Source organism: Streptomyces sp. NPDC047042, from assembly GCF_040644035.1.
GTDB lineage: Bacteria > Actinomycetota > Actinomycetes > Streptomycetales > Streptomycetaceae > Streptomyces.
On the sequence record NZ_JBEYVP010000007.1, the window covers coordinates 55,680 to 71,352 of the forward strand.

Here is a 15,673-nt window from a genome sequence, read left to right on the forward strand (position 1 = left end):
GCGGTTGCTTTGCGTAGGAGAGATGTCTGGGTTTTACATCACACTCACGGTTCCGATGTGCGGCAAGGAAGGAACAAGGGGACATTGCGCGCGCAACGACCTTGACGTGCTCTTGGGAAATCGGAAAGGTAAAGCGCGGCATGCGTATCTCTGGGGCGCATGTGAACCGGGGAGCTTCGACCGCTGCCCCGTCGATCACCGCCCCGACGCCGCCCCACCTGACGAACAGCTACTGGGGGTAGCACCTATATGACGAAGAAGACGCGGGTTCGTGTCGCGCGGATAGCGGCGGGCGTGGTGATCGCCGCCGGTGCCTCGCTGACGACCGCGGGCATTGCCTCGGCCGACGATTGCGAGCTGCTCGGTATCTGCGCCGGTACGCCGAGCCCGGACCCGGAGCCGCCGGTGCCGGACCCGGAGCCTCCGGTGCCGGACCCGGAGCCTCCGCTGCCGGACCCCGAGCCGCCGGTGCCGGACCCGGAGCCTCCGCTGCCGGACCCCGAGCCGCCGCTGCCCGACCCGGAGCCGCCGCTGCCCGACCCGGGTCCCACCACGGCCGACCCGGAACCGTCGGAGCCCTCCGCCGAGCCGAGTGAGCCCACCGACGACGAGCCCACGGACAACGCCGGCTCCGGCAGCAACGGGAACGGCAACGGTTCCGGTACGGACACCGACGGCGGCGACAACACCAGCCCCGACGGTGGCTCGAACACCTCCGCCCAGGAAGAGGGCACCTCGGCCCTCACCGACACGGGCTCGGAGACCTCGGCCCAGGGCTCCGGCGGCGCCGAGCTCGCCGAGACCGGTGCCATGGAGACGAGCCTCCTGATCATCGGTGCGGCCACGATGATCGCCGGCGGTGTCGCCTTCCGCGTGCTCCCCCGTCTCGTGGGCGGCCGCGGCGGCGCAGCTGCCTGACGGCATCTGTAGCCCGCCCGCCCTGGCGGAAGCCGGTGGCACGTAGAACGCGCAAGGGCCCGGAGTATCCTCGCTCCGGGCCCTTCGCTGCTTATGCCGTCTGGTGTGCCACCAGGGCCAGTGCCGCTATCAGTACCGCCAGCAGCGCTATCAGCGTCATCGGGTTGAGGCCGGCGAACGGGCTCTCCTGCTGCAGGCGCTCGCGGTTCGCCCGGCAGACGTGACAGCGCCCCTCGTTCACGGGCGCCGCGCAGTTCGCGCACACCAATCGGTCGTACGTCATGCGCCTCGCCCTCCTTGCGCCGCTTCCACGTATCCAACGCTTTCGGGACCGCTTCCGTTCCCGGCTTCACGCTCCACTGTGACAGGTTCCGGTGGAGGTTGCGCGATTCCCCGTGTCCTCGGGGGCTCTGCCGCCGACTACGGGGCCGACGGCCGGCCCCGTACAAAAGGCCACAACCCTTGCGCAACCGTGACCGGAGCCTGCGCCCGGACGCCCGGGTCGCGTATGGTCACGCCATCTGCCCCCGATGGTCCGTGGTGTATCCGTGATCCGATTCGACAGCGTCTCCAAGGTCTACCCCAAGCAGAACCACCCCGCTCTCCGGGATGTCACCCTGGAGGTCGAGAAGGGTGAGTTCATCTTCCTCGTCGGGTCCTCCGGCTCCGGAAAGTCCACCTTCCTGCGACTGATCCTCCGCGAGGAGCGCGCCAGCCACGGGCAGGTGCACGTCCTCGGCAAGGACCTCGCGCGCCTCTCCAACTGGAAGGTGCCGCAGATGCGGCGCCAGCTGGGGACGGTGTTCCAGGACTTCCGGCTGCTGCCGAACAAGACGGTCGCCGAGAACGTCGCCTTCGCCCAGGAGGTCATCGGCAAGTCGAAGGGCGAGATCCGCAAGTCCGTGCCCCAGGTGCTCGACCTCGTCGGCCTCGGCGGCAAGGAGGACCGGATGCCCGGCGAGCTGTCGGGTGGTGAGCAGCAGCGTGTCGCCATCGCGCGGGCCTTCGTGAACCGGCCCAAGCTGCTGATCGCCGACGAGCCGACCGGCAACCTCGACCCGCAGACCTCCGTCGGCATCATGAAGCTGCTCGACCGGATCAACCGGACGGGCACGACCGTGGTGATGGCGACGCACGACCAGAACATCGTGGACCAGATGCGCAAGCGCGTCATCGAGCTGGAGAAGGGCCGTCTCGTCCGCGACCAGGCGCGCGGCGTCTACGGCTACCAGCACTGACGGTCAGTGACGCCCACAGTCCTCGGAGTTCTCGGAGTTCTCGGAAAGGCTTGAGCACGCCATGCGCGCCCAGTTCGTACTGTCGGAGATCGGTGTCGGTCTCCGTCGCAATCTGACGATGACGTTCGCCGTCGTCGTCTCCGTCGCCCTCTCCCTCGCCCTGTTCGGCGGGTCGCTCCTGATGAGCGACCAGGTCAGCACGATGAAGGGCTACTGGTACGACAAGGTCAACGTCTCGGTGTTCCTCTGCAACAAGAGCGACGCCGAGTCCGACCCGAACTGTGCCAAGGGCGCGGTGACCAGCGACCAGAAGAAGCAGATCCTCGCCGATCTGGAGAAGATGGACTCGGTCGTGCAGACGGTCACGTACGAGTCCGCGGACGAGGCCTACAAGCACTACAAGGAGCAGTTCGGCGACTCCCCGCTGGCCAGTTCGCTCACCCCGGACCAGATGCAGGAGTCGTACCGGATCAAGCTGAAGGACCCGGAGAAGTACCAGGTCATCGCGACCGCGTTCGACGGGCGTGACGGTGTGCAGTCCGTGCAGGACCAGAAAGGCATCCTTGACAACCTCTTCGGGTTGCTCAACGGCATGAACTGGGCGGCCCGGGCGGTGATGGCGCTGATGCTCGTCGTCGCGCTGATGCTGATCGTCAACACCGTGCGTGTGTCCGCGTTCAGCCGTCGGCGTGAGACCGGGATCATGCGGCTCGTCGGCGCCTCCGGGTTCTACATCCAGGCGCCGTTCATCATGGAGGCCGCGGTCGCCGGGCTGATCGGGGGCGGTGTCGCCTGCGCCTTCCTGCTGGTCGCGCGGTACTTCATCATCGATCACGGGCTGGCCCTGTCCGAGAAGCTGAATCTGATCAACTTCATCGGCTGGGAGGCCGTCCTCACCAAGCTTCCGCTCATCCTCGCGACGAGTCTGCTGATGCCCGCGCTTGCCGCGTTCTTCGCGTTGCGCAAGTACCTGAAGGTGTGACGCATGCCAAGAGGGCCGTTCGGTCAACCGACCGTACGGCCCTTCGCGTTGTCCTAGACTCACCGGCATGTCGGGCCGCGACCTGTTCACACAGCCCCGCCGCGCAGGCCGCGGGGCGGCTCTGACGTTGCTGTTCGCCAGCGTCCTGATCGCCGGCGCGGCCACCGGCTCGTTCCCCGAGACCGCCGAGCGCAAGGCCTCCCTCCCGGACCCGGCGCCCGCCGCCGCCCCCGCCGGGCACCACGAGGAGGTCGCCGCCGCCGCCGCCGAGGCCATGGCCGTGGGCAAGTCCCCGATGGAGGCCGCCGAGCGCGCGGTCAGCCGCAGCGGGGACCGCTGGGGGGCCGTGTACTCCCCGGGCGAGTACGAGGAGCTGGAGGAGGCCCTCGACGGCCGCTACACGGGCGTCGGGCTCTGGGCGCGGCGCGAGCGGGACGGCCGTATCGAGGTCACCAAGGTGCGGTCCGGTTCGCCCGCGGCCGTCGCCGGGATCCGCAGCGGCGACCGGCTGCGGAGTGTGGACGGCAAGTCGGTCGACGGGCGCCCGGTCACCGAGGTCGTCTCCTTACTGCGCGGCGACGCACAGGACGCCGCCGCCGGTACGACCGTCCGGCTCGGTCTGGAACGCGGCACGCACGCGTGGAGCCGCACCGTACGCCGGGCACAGCTCTCCACGGACTCCGCGACCGTCCGGCAGGTCGCCGAGAAGAAGGTCACCGTCATCCGGGTCGCCGCCTTCACCAAGGGCGTCGGCGATGTCGTGCGCGATGCCGTACGGGAGGCCCCGGCCGGCGCCGGGATCATCCTCGACCTGCGCGGCAACTCCGGCGGGCTGGTCACCGAGGCCGTCACCGCCGCCTCCGCCTTCCTCGACGGCGGCCTCGTCGCCACGTACGACGTCAACGGTGAGCAGCGCGCCCTGCACGCCGAACCGGGCGGCGACACCACCAGACCGCTGGTCGCGCTCGTCGACGGCGGCACGATGAGCGCGGCCGAGCTGCTCACCGGCGCCCTCCAGGACCGCGGCCGGGCGGTCGTCGTGGGCTCCAGGACCTTCGGCAAGGGCTCGGTGCAGATGCCGACCCGGCTGCCTGACGGGTCGGTCGCCGAACTGACCGTCGGCCACTACCGCACCCCTTCGGGGCGTGGCGTCGACGGGGTGGGCCTCACTCCTGACCTCGACGCCGACCAGGGCGCGCTGGAGCAGGCGGAGACCGTACTGAGCGGGCTGGGCGATCCCACGTAGCCGCCTTGCAGCCCCTTCGTGGTCGCTCGGTAATCGGCTTTCCTTCCGGCGCCCCTCTGATGCGAAAATGGCGGCACTATGGCTAAGGAAAAAGGGCGCAAGCTGATCGCCCAGAACAAGAAGGCGCGCCACGACTACGCCGTCATCGACACCTACGAGGCCGGTCTGGTCCTCACCGGTACCGAGGTGAAGTCGCTGCGCCAGGGGCGGGCCTCGCTCGTCGACGGCTTCGTGCAGCTCGACGGGCACGAGGCGTGGCTGCACAACGTGCACGTGCCGGAGTACAGCCAGGGCACCTGGACCAACCACAGCGCCCGGCGCAAGCGGAAGCTGCTGCTGCACCGCGCGGAGATCGACAAGCTGGAGTCGAAGTCGGGGGAGACGGGTCTCGCGATCGTGCCCCTCGCCCTGTACTTCAAGGACGGCCGGGCGAAGATCGAGATCGCGCTGGCCCGAGGCAAGAAGGAGTACGACAAGCGACAGACACTGCGCGAGAAGCAGGACCGTCGCGAGACGGACCGGGCGGTCTCGGCGGTGCGGCGCAGGCAGCAGCACGGGTAGCCCCACCCGGAATACGGTGGCATGGGCGTGCGTTGGTCACGTACGATGGTGACTGCACCTCACCGAGGGTGCGCTTCCTCTTCGGAGGGTTTGAAAAAACAACATGGGGATGATCGGTTTCGACAGCGGCTGTCGAAGCAGGGGAAGCGTGTCGAGGAAGCGGCCATGATCTCGTAAACCACAGGCCGAAAAAAATAATCGCCAATTCCAACAGCGATTCTTCCAAGGCGCAGTTCTCTCTCGCCGCCTGATCTCAGGTAGCGAAAGAGCTGCTCCTTACTAAAGGGAGTGTCAGCCCGGGGGTGTTCCCGACCCGGATCCTGGCATCAGCTAGGGGACTAAACCTTGATCCCGGTCACGGGGTGAAGAGGGAAATCTAACAGTGACTGGGCCCGTCGGCGACTTGTTCGCGTGATTGCCGGGGCCGAGAAAAGCACAGCGAACTGCACACGGAGAAGTCCTGATTCCGCACCGTTGGACGCGGGTTCGATTCCCGCCATCTCCACAATTCCCATGTTATGCAGTGTCAAAGGTCCCGTCGCTTTCGAGCGGCGGGACCTTTGTCGTGCCTTGCTCGGGACCTCTGGTGAATGGGGGCGGATGATGACTGAGGAAACGCTCGACAGTCGGCTCAGGTCCGCGGTTCGGGCGAGGGACGCGGAGACGGTGCGGGCCCTGTTGGAGGAGGGCGCCGACCCGAACACGGTGGATGCGGACGCTGGCTGTGCGCCGGTGTTGTGTGTGGCTGTCGCCGCGTACGACGCCGCGGTTGCCGAGGTGTTGGTGGAAGGTAGGGCGGACCCCGACCGGGTCCTGCCGGACGGGACCACTCCTCTGTGGCGTGCCGTCGACGGAGGTTCCCCGGCGGTCTTCGCGGCGGTGCTGGGCAAGGAACCCCGCCTACGGATGCCGGAGGAGGGCCGGGAACGGCTGCTCACGTTGGCTCGGGGTTGGTACGAGACGGGCGCGGCGGAGGGGCTGCGGCGCAGGGCGGGCGCACCGGGCCAGGTCGGCGTGGTGGACACGGTTCGGGTGCAGGACGGCGAGTACGAGTGGGTCGAGCAGGTGTCGCTCGGCGGGCACGTCGTACGGGCCGGCCACGGGGCCATCCTCACCTCTCTGGAGTGGGCCTTCCGCGTCCTGACCCCCGTCGACGAGTTGATCGGCCGCGCCGTCGATCCGCCCCACGAGGACCATGTGAACTGGTCGTCGGTCTGCTCGATTCTCACCCAGCGCCGCAGCTTCGAGACCTGGTCGGCCGTGGTGGCCCACCGCCATGACTCCGACCTGGTGCACCGCCGGTTCGTACTGGACGTCGTGAGGCTGCGGTCGCTCATGTACTTCGACGGCCCCTCCCACGAGAAGCGCGAGGGTGATTTCCTGGCTGCCTGGGCGGCGGAGGAACCGGACAGCGGGCTCCTCGCGAAGGTGCTGGACCTCTACACCGAGTACACGCACCAGGACCAGGAGGCCATCGGGCTCCGCTACGCCGACCATCCCGACCCCCGCGTACGCCGCGAAGTGCCGTACGCCTTCCCGACGTACGGTGTCCCCCTGACCCCTGCGGCCAGAGCCGCGCTGCTCACCCTCACCCGTGACCCGGACGTCGGGGTGCGAGTCGCGGCCTGCGAGGCGGGCATGCGGGACGACGATCTCCTCCCGGAGATCACCCGGACGCTGCTGCTCCTGGCCGAGGACCCCGACCCCGACGCGCGGAGCGCGGCGGCGACGACACTCGCAGGCTCCCGAATCCGCACGCCCGCCGTGTCCGACGCGTTGGTGGCGCTGCTCGCCCACACCGACCAACTCGTACGCCTGGAGGCCGCGTACGGGCTCGCCCTGCGAGACGACCCGCGCACCGGGGAGGCGATCGACCGGGTGGGTCCCCTGGGCGCCGGTTTCGAGGACGACCAGCGGGCCGGGGCGCTCAGGTCGTGGCAGTGGGGGAAGAGGACCTGAGGGACTCAATAAAGGGGGCGTACGCGGATGCCGGGAAGGTGAGGGTGCGGGCTGCCGGGGCCTTGGAGTCGCGGATGGTTGTGTGGGTGGGGGAGTTGGCTATCTCGACGCACTCGTTGCCGTCACCCTCGCCCGAGTAGGACGACTTCCGCCAGTTGTCCATAAGATGCCTCACAACTCGTTCGCCAACTTGTGGATGAAGTCACGCGACTGTCTGGGTTCGAGTGACGAGGCTTCTACTGTACGGAAGCCTGCTCGGTAAGTGCTGAGCTGAGCCTCGGAATCAATGAACATCGAGCCATGGGGTGCGTCACGGACCACGGTGTCGAGTTTGGGTACGGGGCCGCCTACGTACGTCATCGTGCTTGAGGCTTTGGCGAAGCCGTCCAGGTCGAGGGGGATGACACGCAAGGTGACGTGATCTGCTTCCGACACCTCCAGAAGCTTGGCGAGTTGGGACTTCGACCCCGCGCGGTCGCTGACCCTGATCCGAAGCGCGGCCTCATGAATCACCACTTCGTAGGGGATCGCGATCTCCTGGCGCGCCATGCGGTGCCTGATGCGCAACTCAAGCTCATCATGGGTGAGTTCGGACAGTCGGGACGAGAAGACGGCACGTGCGTAGTCCTCGGTCTGCAGCAGGCCCGGCACGTGCAGGATTGCCACATGGCGCTGGAACTTGGCATGGTGCTCGAGTTCGGACAGGTCCAGGAACGGTGTGGGCAGCAGGCCCCGGTACTCCTCCCACCAGCCGCGCGTCCGGCCGATGGCCATCGTGACCAAGGCATTGATGAACTCCTCGTCCGTACAGGCGTAGTGGGACGCCATACGGCGAAGTCGCTCCTCGCTCACCCCTGTGAGTCCGGACTCGATGTGACTGATCTGGACGCGACCTGTCCCAAGTAGCGCCGCTGCTTCCGTGGCGTTGAGCCCTGCTGCCTCGCGGAGCCTGCGCAGTTCGGTCGCCAGGCGCGCTTGGCGTGCGGTTGGTTCGCGCCTCAGGACCATGGCTTGCTCCTTGGTTCAACAGAAGGAAACTGACCCCGAGTCCTGGGAGTACTCCCTCTACATCCCCAACGACCTCCGAGCCGTCACCATCAGCCGCCGTACCCTCCGCCTCATCCTCACCATGCACGGACTGATCGGCCTCGTCGACACCGCCGAACTCCTCGCCACCGAGCTTGTTTCGAACGCCGTAAGGCACACCAAGGGCCCCGCCGCCCTACGCGTCCGCTGGTCGGCCGGCGTCCTGCGCATCGGCGCCTGGGACGCGGACCCTCGACCGCCTCAGCCGCCACAGGAGTTGGGGGAACTCGTCGAGTCGGAGGACGGGCGCGGTCTGGGGATGGTGCTGGCCTGCGCCCAGTTGTGGGGGTGGCAGCCGCTGTCCCGATTCGGGAATCGCGGCAAGTTCGTGTGGTGCGAGTTGGACTCGGCGGCGTGAACGTTTTTCCGAGAACTCGAAAGAGTGAACGCATTCCGAATGCCTTGAAACGCCTCCCCCACTGAACCAAGGTTGCGCACATGGTCACATCAGCTCACGAGGGCTTGCACCGCATCTTCCAGGAGCGGCCCGAGATCCTGGCTCCCGTGTTCGGAGTGCTGGGAGTCCCATTTTCGGAAAAGGCGACCGTGGACGCCGTCACCACGGACGTGACGGAGGCCCGGCCGCTGGAGCGCCGCGTGGACACCGTGCTGCGTATTGGCCCCTCCGACGGTGAGGACTTCCTGCTCGCCATCGAGTCGCAGTCGGCCAAGGTCACGGGCAAGGCGCGGAGCTGGGCTTATTACGTCAGCTACCTCCAGGCGAAGTACGAACTGCCCGTGCTGCTGCTGGTGGTCTGCCAGGACCAGGCCACGGCCAAGTGGGCGGTCGGTCCCTTCGAGTGCGGCACGCGTGGCTGGACAGCTATGCGCGTGTATCCGCTGGTCGCCGGGCCGGACAACCTGCCGGTGATCACCGATGTCAGGACCGTCGCCAAGAATCTCCCGCTAGCCGTGCTGTCCGCCCTGGCGCACGCCCGTAGCTGCGATGGCGACGCCATACTGGAGGCTATTGGGAAGGTCCTTCAGGAACTCAGGGAGACCGAGCCCGACACCGCCGAGTACTTCTTCGACTTCCTGGAAGTCACCCTGGGTAAGACGCCCGCAGGAAAGAAATGGAAGGACATCATGTCGTTCGTCAGCTACTTCCCCGGTCGGGGGACGGTTCGTGAGACGGCCTATCTCGAGGGTGAGGCCAGGGGTGAGGCCAGGGGTGAAGCCAGGGGCAAGGCCGAAGGCGAGGTGAAGGGGATTCTGCTGGTTCTGGAGGTGCGCGGCATCCCCGTATCGGCAGACGTGCGTGAACGCCTCACCACCTGCACCGACCTCGACCGCATCGACACCTGGCTGGAGCGGTCCCGGACGGTAGAGCGCGCGGAGGATCTGTTCGCCGAGGAATCGGCCTCCGACTGACAGCCGGGCCGGGATGTCAGTGCCCCCGCCTAGGGTGCTCCCCATGACCGACTGGATACATGATCCGTTTCCGGGCCATGACGTGAATGTCGTCTTCGCCCGGCGTATGCCTCTCGCTGTGCTTGTCGAGGCGTTGGGTGCCCTCGACCGTGAACCCCTCGCGTGCGGCGAGGGGGACGGGTGGGTGTGGGCGGTGCACGACATGCACAACTGGGAGACCGAGGACTACGACTCCGTTCGCTACGGCGATCTGTGTCCGCGGGGTGTGGAGATCGTCGTGTTCGTCGTCGATCCGTGCAGCGCCAAGGCGTTCGCGCCCGAGTTCGCGTACTACCGGGACGGCCGGTTCGTCCTCGGGTTCAGTTTCGAGAGCATCGGACAGCGGGTCGGCGACAATCCCGACCATCTGTCCGAGGAACTGCTCGCCGCGAACCTCATCGGCCCCGGCGCGCGGTTCGAGGGGCGGGACGATCACGAGCGCCTCGTGCGGACCATCTCCGACTACTTCGGACTGCCGTCCCTGTCCGTGGCCTCCATGGCGGCCGCGTCGAGCGGGGTGGTGGGGGAGTGACCGTGACAGTGCCAGTGACCTGGCTCGCCCCCGACACCTTTGTCACCTTCTGCAAGGGCATGGCCATGGACGTCGTGGTCGACATATTCGAGGAAGCGGGACGGCCTCTCCGCACCGTCGGGGAGGGCGGCGGCTGGGTGTGGGTCGTGCAGGACGCCTATGCAGGCCCAGGCCCAGGCCCAGGTGCGAGGGACAGTGGGCAGACCGGGTGGGATCTGGCCCGCAGCATCACCGCTGTCATGGGGCGTCACCATCATGCGCAGAGAGCCAGTGAGCCCGAGCGCGTGGAGACCGTGTTCCTCGCCTCCACGTCCCCGTGTGCCTGCCCCCACGGGCAGAACTACGCCGTCCCGCACTGCGCCGAGCATCCCTTCCAGTTCGTCTACAGCCGTGGCGGGTTCGAGCGGACCCTGTTCAACCTCGGTGCGCGACGCGAGTCGCGGCGCTCCGGCGGGCTGTCCGACCTGCTCGTACGGGAGTTGCTGGCCGCCGGGATCGTCGGCCGGGACACGCCCAGGTACGACGCCGAGCCCGGCTTCAACGCCGACGGCGCCCACACCGTACGGATCATCGCCGACCACTTCGCGCTGCCCTCGCCGCCGCTCGAACTGGGGCAGCGCTCACCATAAGGTGCTCGGCATGAGCATCATCGGGGTCGGTATCGACGTGGCGGAGATCGAACGGTTCGCGGCGTCCCTGGAGCGGACGCCCGGCCTGGTCCAACGGCTGTTCCTGGAGAGCGAGTTGCTGCTCCCCAGCGGTGAGCGGCGCGGTGTCGCCTCGCTCGCCGCCCGGTTCGCCGCGAAGGAGGCCCTCGCCAAGGCGCTGGGCGCGCCGGGCGGTCTGCTCTGGACGGACGCGGAGGTCTGCGTCGAGGACAGCGGGCGGCCCTGGCTGCGGGTGACGGGGACGGTGGCCGCGCGCGCCGCCGAACTCGGGGTGCGGTCATGGCATCTGTCGCTCAGCCATGACGCGGGCGTCGCCTCGGCCGTGGTGGTGGCCGAGGGGTGAGGCTCGCCGGGCCCGTCGGCCATGTGTGCGGGAGACTCGATGTATGCGAACTGCGTACGGCGTGGAGACGGTACGGGCGGCCGAGCGTGAGCTGATGGCGCGGTTGCCGGAGGGTGCGCTCATGCAGCGCGCGGCGGCCGGACTTGCCGTCGCCTGCGGCCAGTTGATGGGGCGGGTGTACGGCACCCGGGTCGTGCTGCTCGTCGGCAGCGGCGACAACGGGGGCGACGCCCTGTACGCCGGTGCCCGGCTCGCCCGGCGCGGAGCGGGCGTCACGGCGGTGCTGCTCGCACCGGAGCGCACACACACCGGGGGGCTGGCGGCGCTGCGGGCGGCGGGCGGGACGGCCGTCGCCGCGTCCGGTGACGCCGAGGGGGTGATCCGTCGCGCCGATCTCGTCGTGGACGGCATCGTCGGGATCGGAGGGCGGGGCGGGCTGCGCGGCGATGCCGTGCCGCTCGCGGAGGCGGTGCGGGGGGCGCGGGCCACCGTGGTCGCCGTCGATCTGCCCAGCGGGGTCGACGCCGACAGCGGTGAGGTGTCAGGGGCGGCGATCCGGGCCGACCTGACCGTCACCTTCGGGACCCACAAGCCGGGCCTCCTCATCGACCCCGCGCGCGAGTACGCCGGGACCGTGCGGCTCGTCGACATCGGACTCGGGGAGGTGCTGCCCGCCCCACCCGAGCTGGAGGCGCTGCAACACGCGGACGTCGCCCGGCTGTTGCCGGTGCCCGGCGCCGAGAGCGACAAGTACCGGCGTGGCGTCGTCGGGATCGCGGCGGGTTCGGCCCGGTATCCCGGGGCCGCCGTGCTCGCCGTGGCCGGGGCGCTGCGGGGCGGCGCCGGAGCCGTGCGGTACGTGGGTCCGGCGGCGGACGCGGTCATCGCCCGCTTTCCCGAGGCGCTCGTGTCCGACCAGGGGCCGCACAAGGCGGGACGGGTGCAGGCGTGGGTCGTGGGACCCGGGGCCGGGGACGACGCCGGCACGGTCGCCGAGGTGCTGGAGGCGGAGGTGCCTGTACTTGTCGACGCGGACGGGCTGCGGCTGGCCGACCGGGGCGCGGTCCGGGGGCGTACCGCGCCCACGCTGATGACCCCGCACGCCGGGGAGGCCGCCGCGCTGCTCGGCATCGGCCGCTCGGAGGTCGAGGGCGCGCGGTTGTCGGCCGTACGGGAACTCGCCGGCCGCTATGGCGCGACCGTTCTCCTCAAGGGCTCCACCACGCTGATCGCCGATTCGGAGGGGGGAGCTGTGCGGGTGAACGCGACCGGCACCGGATGGCTCGCCACCGCCGGCAGCGGGGACGTGCTGTCGGGGCTCAGCGGGTCGTTGCTGGCGGCGGGGCTCTCGGCGTTGGACGCGGGGAGCGTGGGCGCGTATCTGCACGGGCTGGCGGGGCGGTTGGCCGCGGAGGGGGCGCCGGTGGGGGCGCAGGACGTGGCGGAGGGGGTCCGGAGGGCCTGGCGGGATGTACGGGGTGGCTGAACGCCGGGTTCCGGGCCGGAGGTGCGAGGTGGCTCTGAGACACTGGGGGCGCCATGAGTGAGACTGCACCCCCGACCGCCGGCGCCCTGCGTGCCCGCGCCGAGATCGATCTGGACGCCCTGCGGGCCAACGTACGGGCGTTGCATGCCCGTGCGCGCGGCGCGGCCCTGATGGCCGTCGTCAAGTCCGACGCGTACGGCCATGGTGCGCTCCGGTGTGCTCGGGCGGCCGTCGAGGCCGGTGCCGACTGGCTCGGTACGGCCACGCCCGAGGAGGCGCTCGCCCTGCGGCGGCCGGACTCCGGGGTTCCTCGCCATGTCCGGGTCATGTGCTGGCTGTGGACGCCCGGCGGGCCCTGGCAGGAGGCCGTGGAGGCCGACATCGATGTGTCGGTGGGCGGGATGTGGGCCCTGCGGGAGGTCTCCGAGGCGGCTGCCGCCGCGCGGCGGCCCGCCCGCGTCCAGCTCAAGGCCGACACCGGGCTCGGGCGCGGCGGCTGTCAGCCGGGGGACGACTGGTGCGCGCTCGTCGCCGCCGCGCTGCGTGCCGAGCACGACGGGCTGATCCGGGTGACCGGGCTGTGGTCCCATCTCGCCTGCGCCGACGAACCCGAGCATCCCTCCATCGACGCCCAGCTCACCCGCTTCCACGAGATGATCGCGTACGCCGAGCGGCACGGACTGCGGCCCGAGGTGCGGCATCTCGCGAACTCGCCCGCCGTGCTCAGCCGCCCGGACACGCACTTCGACCTCGTACGGACCGGCGTGGCCGTCTACGGCATCTCGCCCAGCCCCGAGATCGGCACCTCCGCGGACCTGGGCCTGCGCCCCGTGATGACGCTGGCCGCGTCCCTCGCGCTGGTCAAGCACGTACCCGGCGGGCACGGTGTCAGCTACGGACACCACTACGTCACCCCCGGCGACACCACCCTCGGCCTCGTCCCCGTCGGTTACGCGGACGGCATCCCGCGTCATGCCTCCGGCACCGGTCCCGTACTGATCGGCGGCAAATGGCGGACCGTGGCCGGGCGGGTCGCCATGGACCAGTTCGTCGTCGATCTGGGGGGCGACGAGCCCCCGGAGGGCGCGGAGGTCCTGCTCTTCGGGCCCGGCGACCGGGGCGAGCCCACCGCCGAGGACTGGGCGCAGGCGGCCGGGACGATCGCGTATGAAATCGTCACCCGCATCGGAACCCGGGTGCCCCGCGTCTACGTGAATGAGTAACAAGTGGGGTAATCGCACGGGGAACTCGTAGAAAACGGGTCCAGCGACACCAGCGGCACGAGTAACCCCGACATTTCGGCAACTCCCGTGAACCGGGCAACCCCGATAACCCGGTAACCCAGTAACACCGGCAAGTCTTTCCACAGCAGTAGCAGTGATTCCAGCGAGGAGCGGTACGTGAGCGAGAGCAGTGCGGAGGTCGTCGCGAGCGCCGCCACGGCGGCCGTGGCCTCCGCCGCGGAGGCGGCGACGGCGGGAGGCTGGCGCCGGGTGACCGGTATCGCGGGCGTCGCCATAGGCGTGGTGGCCGCCGGTGCCGCCGCGGGTGTCGCCGTCGAGCGGCTCACCGTCGGGCGCGGCATGCGCCAGAAGGCGCGGCTCGCCCTCGACTCGGCGGGCCCCTACGGCTCCCTGCGCGGCACCCCCGGCAAGGCCGTCGCCGACGACGGCACCGAGCTGTACTACGAGGTCGACGACGTCGACCCGGAGGCCGCGCCCGCCCTCACCCCGCGCCGGCGTCGGCTCTTCGGGCGCAAGGCACCGGCGCCCGTCACCGTCGTCTTCAGCCACGGCTACTGCCTCAGCCAGGACTCCTGGCACTTCCAGCGGGCCGCCCTGCGCGGTGTCGTACGCAGCGTGTACTGGGACCAGCGCAGCCACGGGCGGTCCGGGCGCGGAGTGGCCCAGCACGACGACGGTGTGCCCGTCTCCATCGACCAGCTCGGCCAGGACCTGAAGGCCGTCCTGGACGCGGCCGTGCCCGAGGGGCCGATCGTGCTCGTCGGGCACTCCATGGGCGGGATGACCGTCATGGCCTTCGCCGACCAGTACCCGGACATCGTGCGGGAACGGGTCGTGGGCGTCGCGTTCGTCGGTACGTCGTCCGGGCGGCTCGGCGAGGTCAACTTCGGGCTGCCGGTCGCGGGCGTGAACGCCGTCCGGCGGGTGCTGCCGGGCGTGCTGAAGGCGCTGGGGCAGCAGGCCGAGTGGGTGGAGCGGGGGCGGCGGGCCACCGCCGACCTCTTCGCCGGGATCATCAAGCGGTACTCGTTCTCGTCGCGGGACGTCGATCCCGCCGTCGCCCGGTTCGCGGAGCGGATGATCGAGGGCACGCCCATCGATGTCGTCGCCGAGTTCTATCCGGCGTTCACCGAGCACGAGAAGACCGAGGCGCTCGGCCACTTCAAGGAGCTGCCCGTGCTGGTGCTGGCCGGAGTCGGTGACCTCGTCACACCGAGCGAGCACAGCGAGGTCATCGCCGACCTGCTGCCGGACGCCGAACTGGTGCTCGTGCCGGACGCCGGGCACCTGGTGATGCTGGAGCACCCGGAGGCGGTCACCGACCGGCTCGCCGACCTGCTCACCCGTGCGGGCGCGGTGCCGGCAGGGGCTACCGTTTCCGGTTATGGAAGCACCAGGGGCAGCGCACAACCCGGCTGAATCGGCCACGGGCCACACCGACACCGAGAGCGACACCGGCACCGAGAGCGGCCGGCCGGGCACGGCCCGGATCGTCGTCAGCTCACCCGACGAGATGCGGGACCTCGGCCGGCGGCTCGCCAAGCTGCTGCGGGCCGGCGATCTCGTCATGCTCACCGGTGAGCTGGGCGCGGGCAAGACGACGCTGACGCGCGGGCTCGGCGAGGGGCTCGGCGTCAGGGGGGCCGTCACCTCGCCCACCTTCGTGATCGCCCGGGTCCACCCCTCCCTGGTCGACGGGCCGCCGCTGGTCCACGTCGACGCGTACCGGCTGGGCGGCGGTCTCGACGACATGGAGGACCTCGACCTCGACGTGTCGCTGCCCGAGTCCGTCATCGTCGTGGAGTGGGGCGAGGGCAAGGTCGAGGAGCTGACCGACGACCGGCTCCATCTCCTCATCCACCGGGCCGTCGGGGACACCACCGACGAGGTACGGCACATCACCCTCACGGGGGTGGGGGAGCGGTGGGCGGCGGTTGACCTCGGCGCGGTGTGAACGTTTGCGTGAATGTTCCGACAATCGGTCGGCAAGATGTTGCGTC

At 69.7% G+C, this 15,673-nt stretch carries 18 protein-coding genes and 1 other RNA gene; 16 read left to right on the forward strand and 3 right to left on the reverse strand.

The window, feature by feature from the left end; genetic code table 11:
• The first annotated feature begins 249 nt into the window (after nucleotides 1-249).
• Nucleotides 250-918, forward strand: coding sequence for a hypothetical protein (locus ABZ855_RS09440; RefSeq protein ID WP_360803558.1), 669 nt, complete (start codon nucleotides 250-252; stop codon nucleotides 916-918).
• Between the two features lie 91 nt (nucleotides 919-1,009).
• Here ABZ855_RS09440 and ABZ855_RS09445 read toward each other — a convergent pair whose 3' ends face one another.
• Entirely contained in the window at nucleotides 1,010-1,201 is a 192-nt protein-coding gene (locus tag ABZ855_RS09445; protein ID WP_319213456.1) for a hypothetical protein, read from the reverse strand.
• A 265-nt stretch (nucleotides 1,202-1,466) separates the two neighbouring features.
• Between ABZ855_RS09445 and ftsE the strand changes: the two genes are divergently transcribed.
• The 6 genes from ftsE to ABZ855_RS09475 all read left to right on the forward strand — a co-directional run bounded on the left by ftsE (nucleotide 1,467) and on the right by ABZ855_RS09475 (nucleotide 6,904).
• The gene (ftsE, locus tag ABZ855_RS09450; protein WP_319213457.1) at nucleotides 1,467-2,156 is read left to right on the forward strand and encodes a cell division ATP-binding protein FtsE; all 690 of its coding nucleotides are present in this window, start codon (nucleotides 1,467-1,469) and stop codon (nucleotides 2,154-2,156) included.
• Nucleotides 2,157-2,217: 61 nt separating this feature from the next.
• A complete protein-coding gene (gene ftsX, locus ABZ855_RS09455; RefSeq protein ID WP_319213458.1) occupies nucleotides 2,218-3,138 on the forward strand; it encodes a permease-like cell division protein FtsX in 921 nt (306 codons plus the stop codon).
• Between the two features lie 67 nt (nucleotides 3,139-3,205).
• Nucleotides 3,206-4,384 (forward strand): S41 family peptidase, encoded by a 1,179-nt coding sequence (locus tag ABZ855_RS09460; protein WP_360803563.1) that lies wholly within the window; start codon nucleotides 3,206-3,208, stop codon nucleotides 4,382-4,384.
• Nucleotides 4,385-4,462: 78 nt separating this feature from the next.
• Nucleotides 4,463-4,945, forward strand: coding sequence for an SsrA-binding protein SmpB (gene smpB, locus ABZ855_RS09465; protein ID WP_360803566.1), 483 nt, complete (start codon nucleotides 4,463-4,465; stop codon nucleotides 4,943-4,945).
• Between the two features lie 105 nt (nucleotides 4,946-5,050).
• Nucleotides 5,051-5,453, forward strand: a transfer-messenger RNA (tmRNA) gene (gene ssrA / locus ABZ855_RS09470).
• A 95-nt stretch (nucleotides 5,454-5,548) separates the two neighbouring features.
• Nucleotides 5,549-6,904, forward strand: coding sequence for a HEAT repeat domain-containing protein (locus ABZ855_RS09475; RefSeq protein ID WP_360803569.1), 1,356 nt, complete (start codon nucleotides 5,549-5,551; stop codon nucleotides 6,902-6,904).
• Here the strand turns inward: ABZ855_RS09475 and ABZ855_RS09480 are convergent.
• Nucleotides 6,873-7,067: a DUF397 domain-containing protein gene (locus tag ABZ855_RS09480; protein WP_360803572.1), complete on the reverse strand. Its 195-nt coding sequence runs from the start codon at nucleotides 7,065-7,067 to the stop codon at nucleotides 6,873-6,875. The two genes, ABZ855_RS09475 and ABZ855_RS09480, sit on opposite strands and share 32 nt — an antisense overlap.
• Nucleotides 7,068-7,075: 8 nt before the next feature.
• A complete protein-coding gene (locus ABZ855_RS09485) occupies nucleotides 7,076-7,912 on the reverse strand; it encodes a helix-turn-helix transcriptional regulator (RefSeq protein ID WP_360803575.1) in 837 nt (278 codons plus the stop codon).
• A gap of 10 nt (nucleotides 7,913-7,922) precedes the next feature.
• On the opposite strand from ABZ855_RS09485, the gene ABZ855_RS09490 reads away from it, so the two are divergent.
• The 9 genes from ABZ855_RS09490 (at nucleotide 7,923) to tsaE (ending at nucleotide 15,627) form a co-directional block, all read left to right on the forward strand.
• On the forward strand, nucleotides 7,923-8,348 hold the full coding sequence (locus ABZ855_RS09490; protein WP_360803578.1) for an ATP-binding protein: 426 nt from the start codon (nucleotides 7,923-7,925) through the stop codon (nucleotides 8,346-8,348).
• Nucleotides 8,349-8,428: 80 nt separating this feature from the next.
• On the forward strand, nucleotides 8,429-9,361 hold the full coding sequence (locus ABZ855_RS09495) for a hypothetical protein (protein ID WP_360803581.1): 933 nt from the start codon (nucleotides 8,429-8,431) through the stop codon (nucleotides 9,359-9,361).
• A 43-nt stretch (nucleotides 9,362-9,404) separates the two neighbouring features.
• Nucleotides 9,405-9,932: a hypothetical protein gene (locus tag ABZ855_RS09500; protein ID WP_360803584.1), complete on the forward strand. Its 528-nt coding sequence runs from the start codon at nucleotides 9,405-9,407 to the stop codon at nucleotides 9,930-9,932.
• A gap of 2 nt (nucleotides 9,933-9,934) precedes the next feature.
• Nucleotides 9,935-10,561, forward strand: coding sequence for a hypothetical protein (locus tag ABZ855_RS09505; RefSeq protein WP_360803587.1), 627 nt, complete (start codon nucleotides 9,935-9,937; stop codon nucleotides 10,559-10,561).
• A 10-nt stretch (nucleotides 10,562-10,571) separates the two neighbouring features.
• The gene (locus ABZ855_RS09510; RefSeq protein WP_360803590.1) at nucleotides 10,572-10,943 is read left to right on the forward strand and encodes a holo-ACP synthase; all 372 of its coding nucleotides are present in this window, start codon (nucleotides 10,572-10,574) and stop codon (nucleotides 10,941-10,943) included.
• Nucleotides 10,944-10,986: 43 nt separating this feature from the next.
• Nucleotides 10,987-12,429, forward strand: a complete 1,443-nt coding sequence (locus ABZ855_RS09515; protein WP_360803593.1) for an NAD(P)H-hydrate dehydratase — start codon at nucleotides 10,987-10,989, stop codon at nucleotides 12,427-12,429.
• Between the two features lie 53 nt (nucleotides 12,430-12,482).
• Nucleotides 12,483-13,652, forward strand: coding sequence for an alanine racemase (gene alr / locus ABZ855_RS09520; protein ID WP_360803596.1), 1,170 nt, complete (start codon nucleotides 12,483-12,485; stop codon nucleotides 13,650-13,652).
• 177 nt (nucleotides 13,653-13,829) lie between these two features.
• The gene (locus tag ABZ855_RS09525) at nucleotides 13,830-15,092 is read left to right on the forward strand and encodes an alpha/beta hydrolase (RefSeq protein WP_360803599.1); all 1,263 of its coding nucleotides are present in this window, start codon (nucleotides 13,830-13,832) and stop codon (nucleotides 15,090-15,092) included.
• Nucleotides 15,058-15,627, forward strand: a complete 570-nt coding sequence (gene tsaE, locus ABZ855_RS09530) for a tRNA (adenosine(37)-N6)-threonylcarbamoyltransferase complex ATPase subunit type 1 TsaE (RefSeq protein ID WP_360803602.1) — start codon at nucleotides 15,058-15,060, stop codon at nucleotides 15,625-15,627. The genes ABZ855_RS09525 and tsaE overlap by 35 nt, the downstream gene beginning before the upstream one ends.
• Nucleotides 15,628-15,673 lie beyond the last annotated feature (46 nt).

Coding starts and splice junctions, on each gene's coding strand:
- ABZ855_RS09440 (WP_360803558.1), top strand. CDS start 250: ATGACGAAGAAGACGCGGGTTCGTGTCGCGCGGATAGCGGCGGGCGTG.
- ABZ855_RS09445 (WP_319213456.1), bottom strand. CDS start 1,201: ATGACGTACGACCGATTGGTGTGCGCGAACTGCGCGGCGCCCGTGAAC.
- ftsX (WP_319213458.1), top strand. CDS start 2,218: ATGCGCGCCCAGTTCGTACTGTCGGAGATCGGTGTCGGTCTCCGTCGC.
- ABZ855_RS09460 (WP_360803563.1), top strand. CDS start 3,206: ATGTCGGGCCGCGACCTGTTCACACAGCCCCGCCGCGCAGGCCGCGGG.
- smpB (WP_360803566.1), top strand. CDS start 4,463: ATGGCTAAGGAAAAAGGGCGCAAGCTGATCGCCCAGAACAAGAAGGCG.
- ABZ855_RS09475 (WP_360803569.1), top strand. CDS start 5,549: ATGACTGAGGAAACGCTCGACAGTCGGCTCAGGTCCGCGGTTCGGGCG.
- ABZ855_RS09480 (WP_360803572.1), bottom strand. CDS start 7,067: ATGGACAACTGGCGGAAGTCGTCCTACTCGGGCGAGGGTGACGGCAAC.
- ABZ855_RS09485 (WP_360803575.1), bottom strand. CDS start 7,912: ATGGTCCTGAGGCGCGAACCAACCGCACGCCAAGCGCGCCTGGCGACC.
- ABZ855_RS09495 (WP_360803581.1), top strand. CDS start 8,429: ATGGTCACATCAGCTCACGAGGGCTTGCACCGCATCTTCCAGGAGCGG.
- ABZ855_RS09500 (WP_360803584.1), top strand. CDS start 9,405: ATGACCGACTGGATACATGATCCGTTTCCGGGCCATGACGTGAATGTC.
- ABZ855_RS09510 (WP_360803590.1), top strand. CDS start 10,572: ATGAGCATCATCGGGGTCGGTATCGACGTGGCGGAGATCGAACGGTTC.
- ABZ855_RS09515 (WP_360803593.1), top strand. CDS start 10,987: ATGCGAACTGCGTACGGCGTGGAGACGGTACGGGCGGCCGAGCGTGAG.
- alr (WP_360803596.1), top strand. CDS start 12,483: ATGAGTGAGACTGCACCCCCGACCGCCGGCGCCCTGCGTGCCCGCGCC.
- tsaE (WP_360803602.1), top strand. CDS start 15,058: ATGGAAGCACCAGGGGCAGCGCACAACCCGGCTGAATCGGCCACGGGC.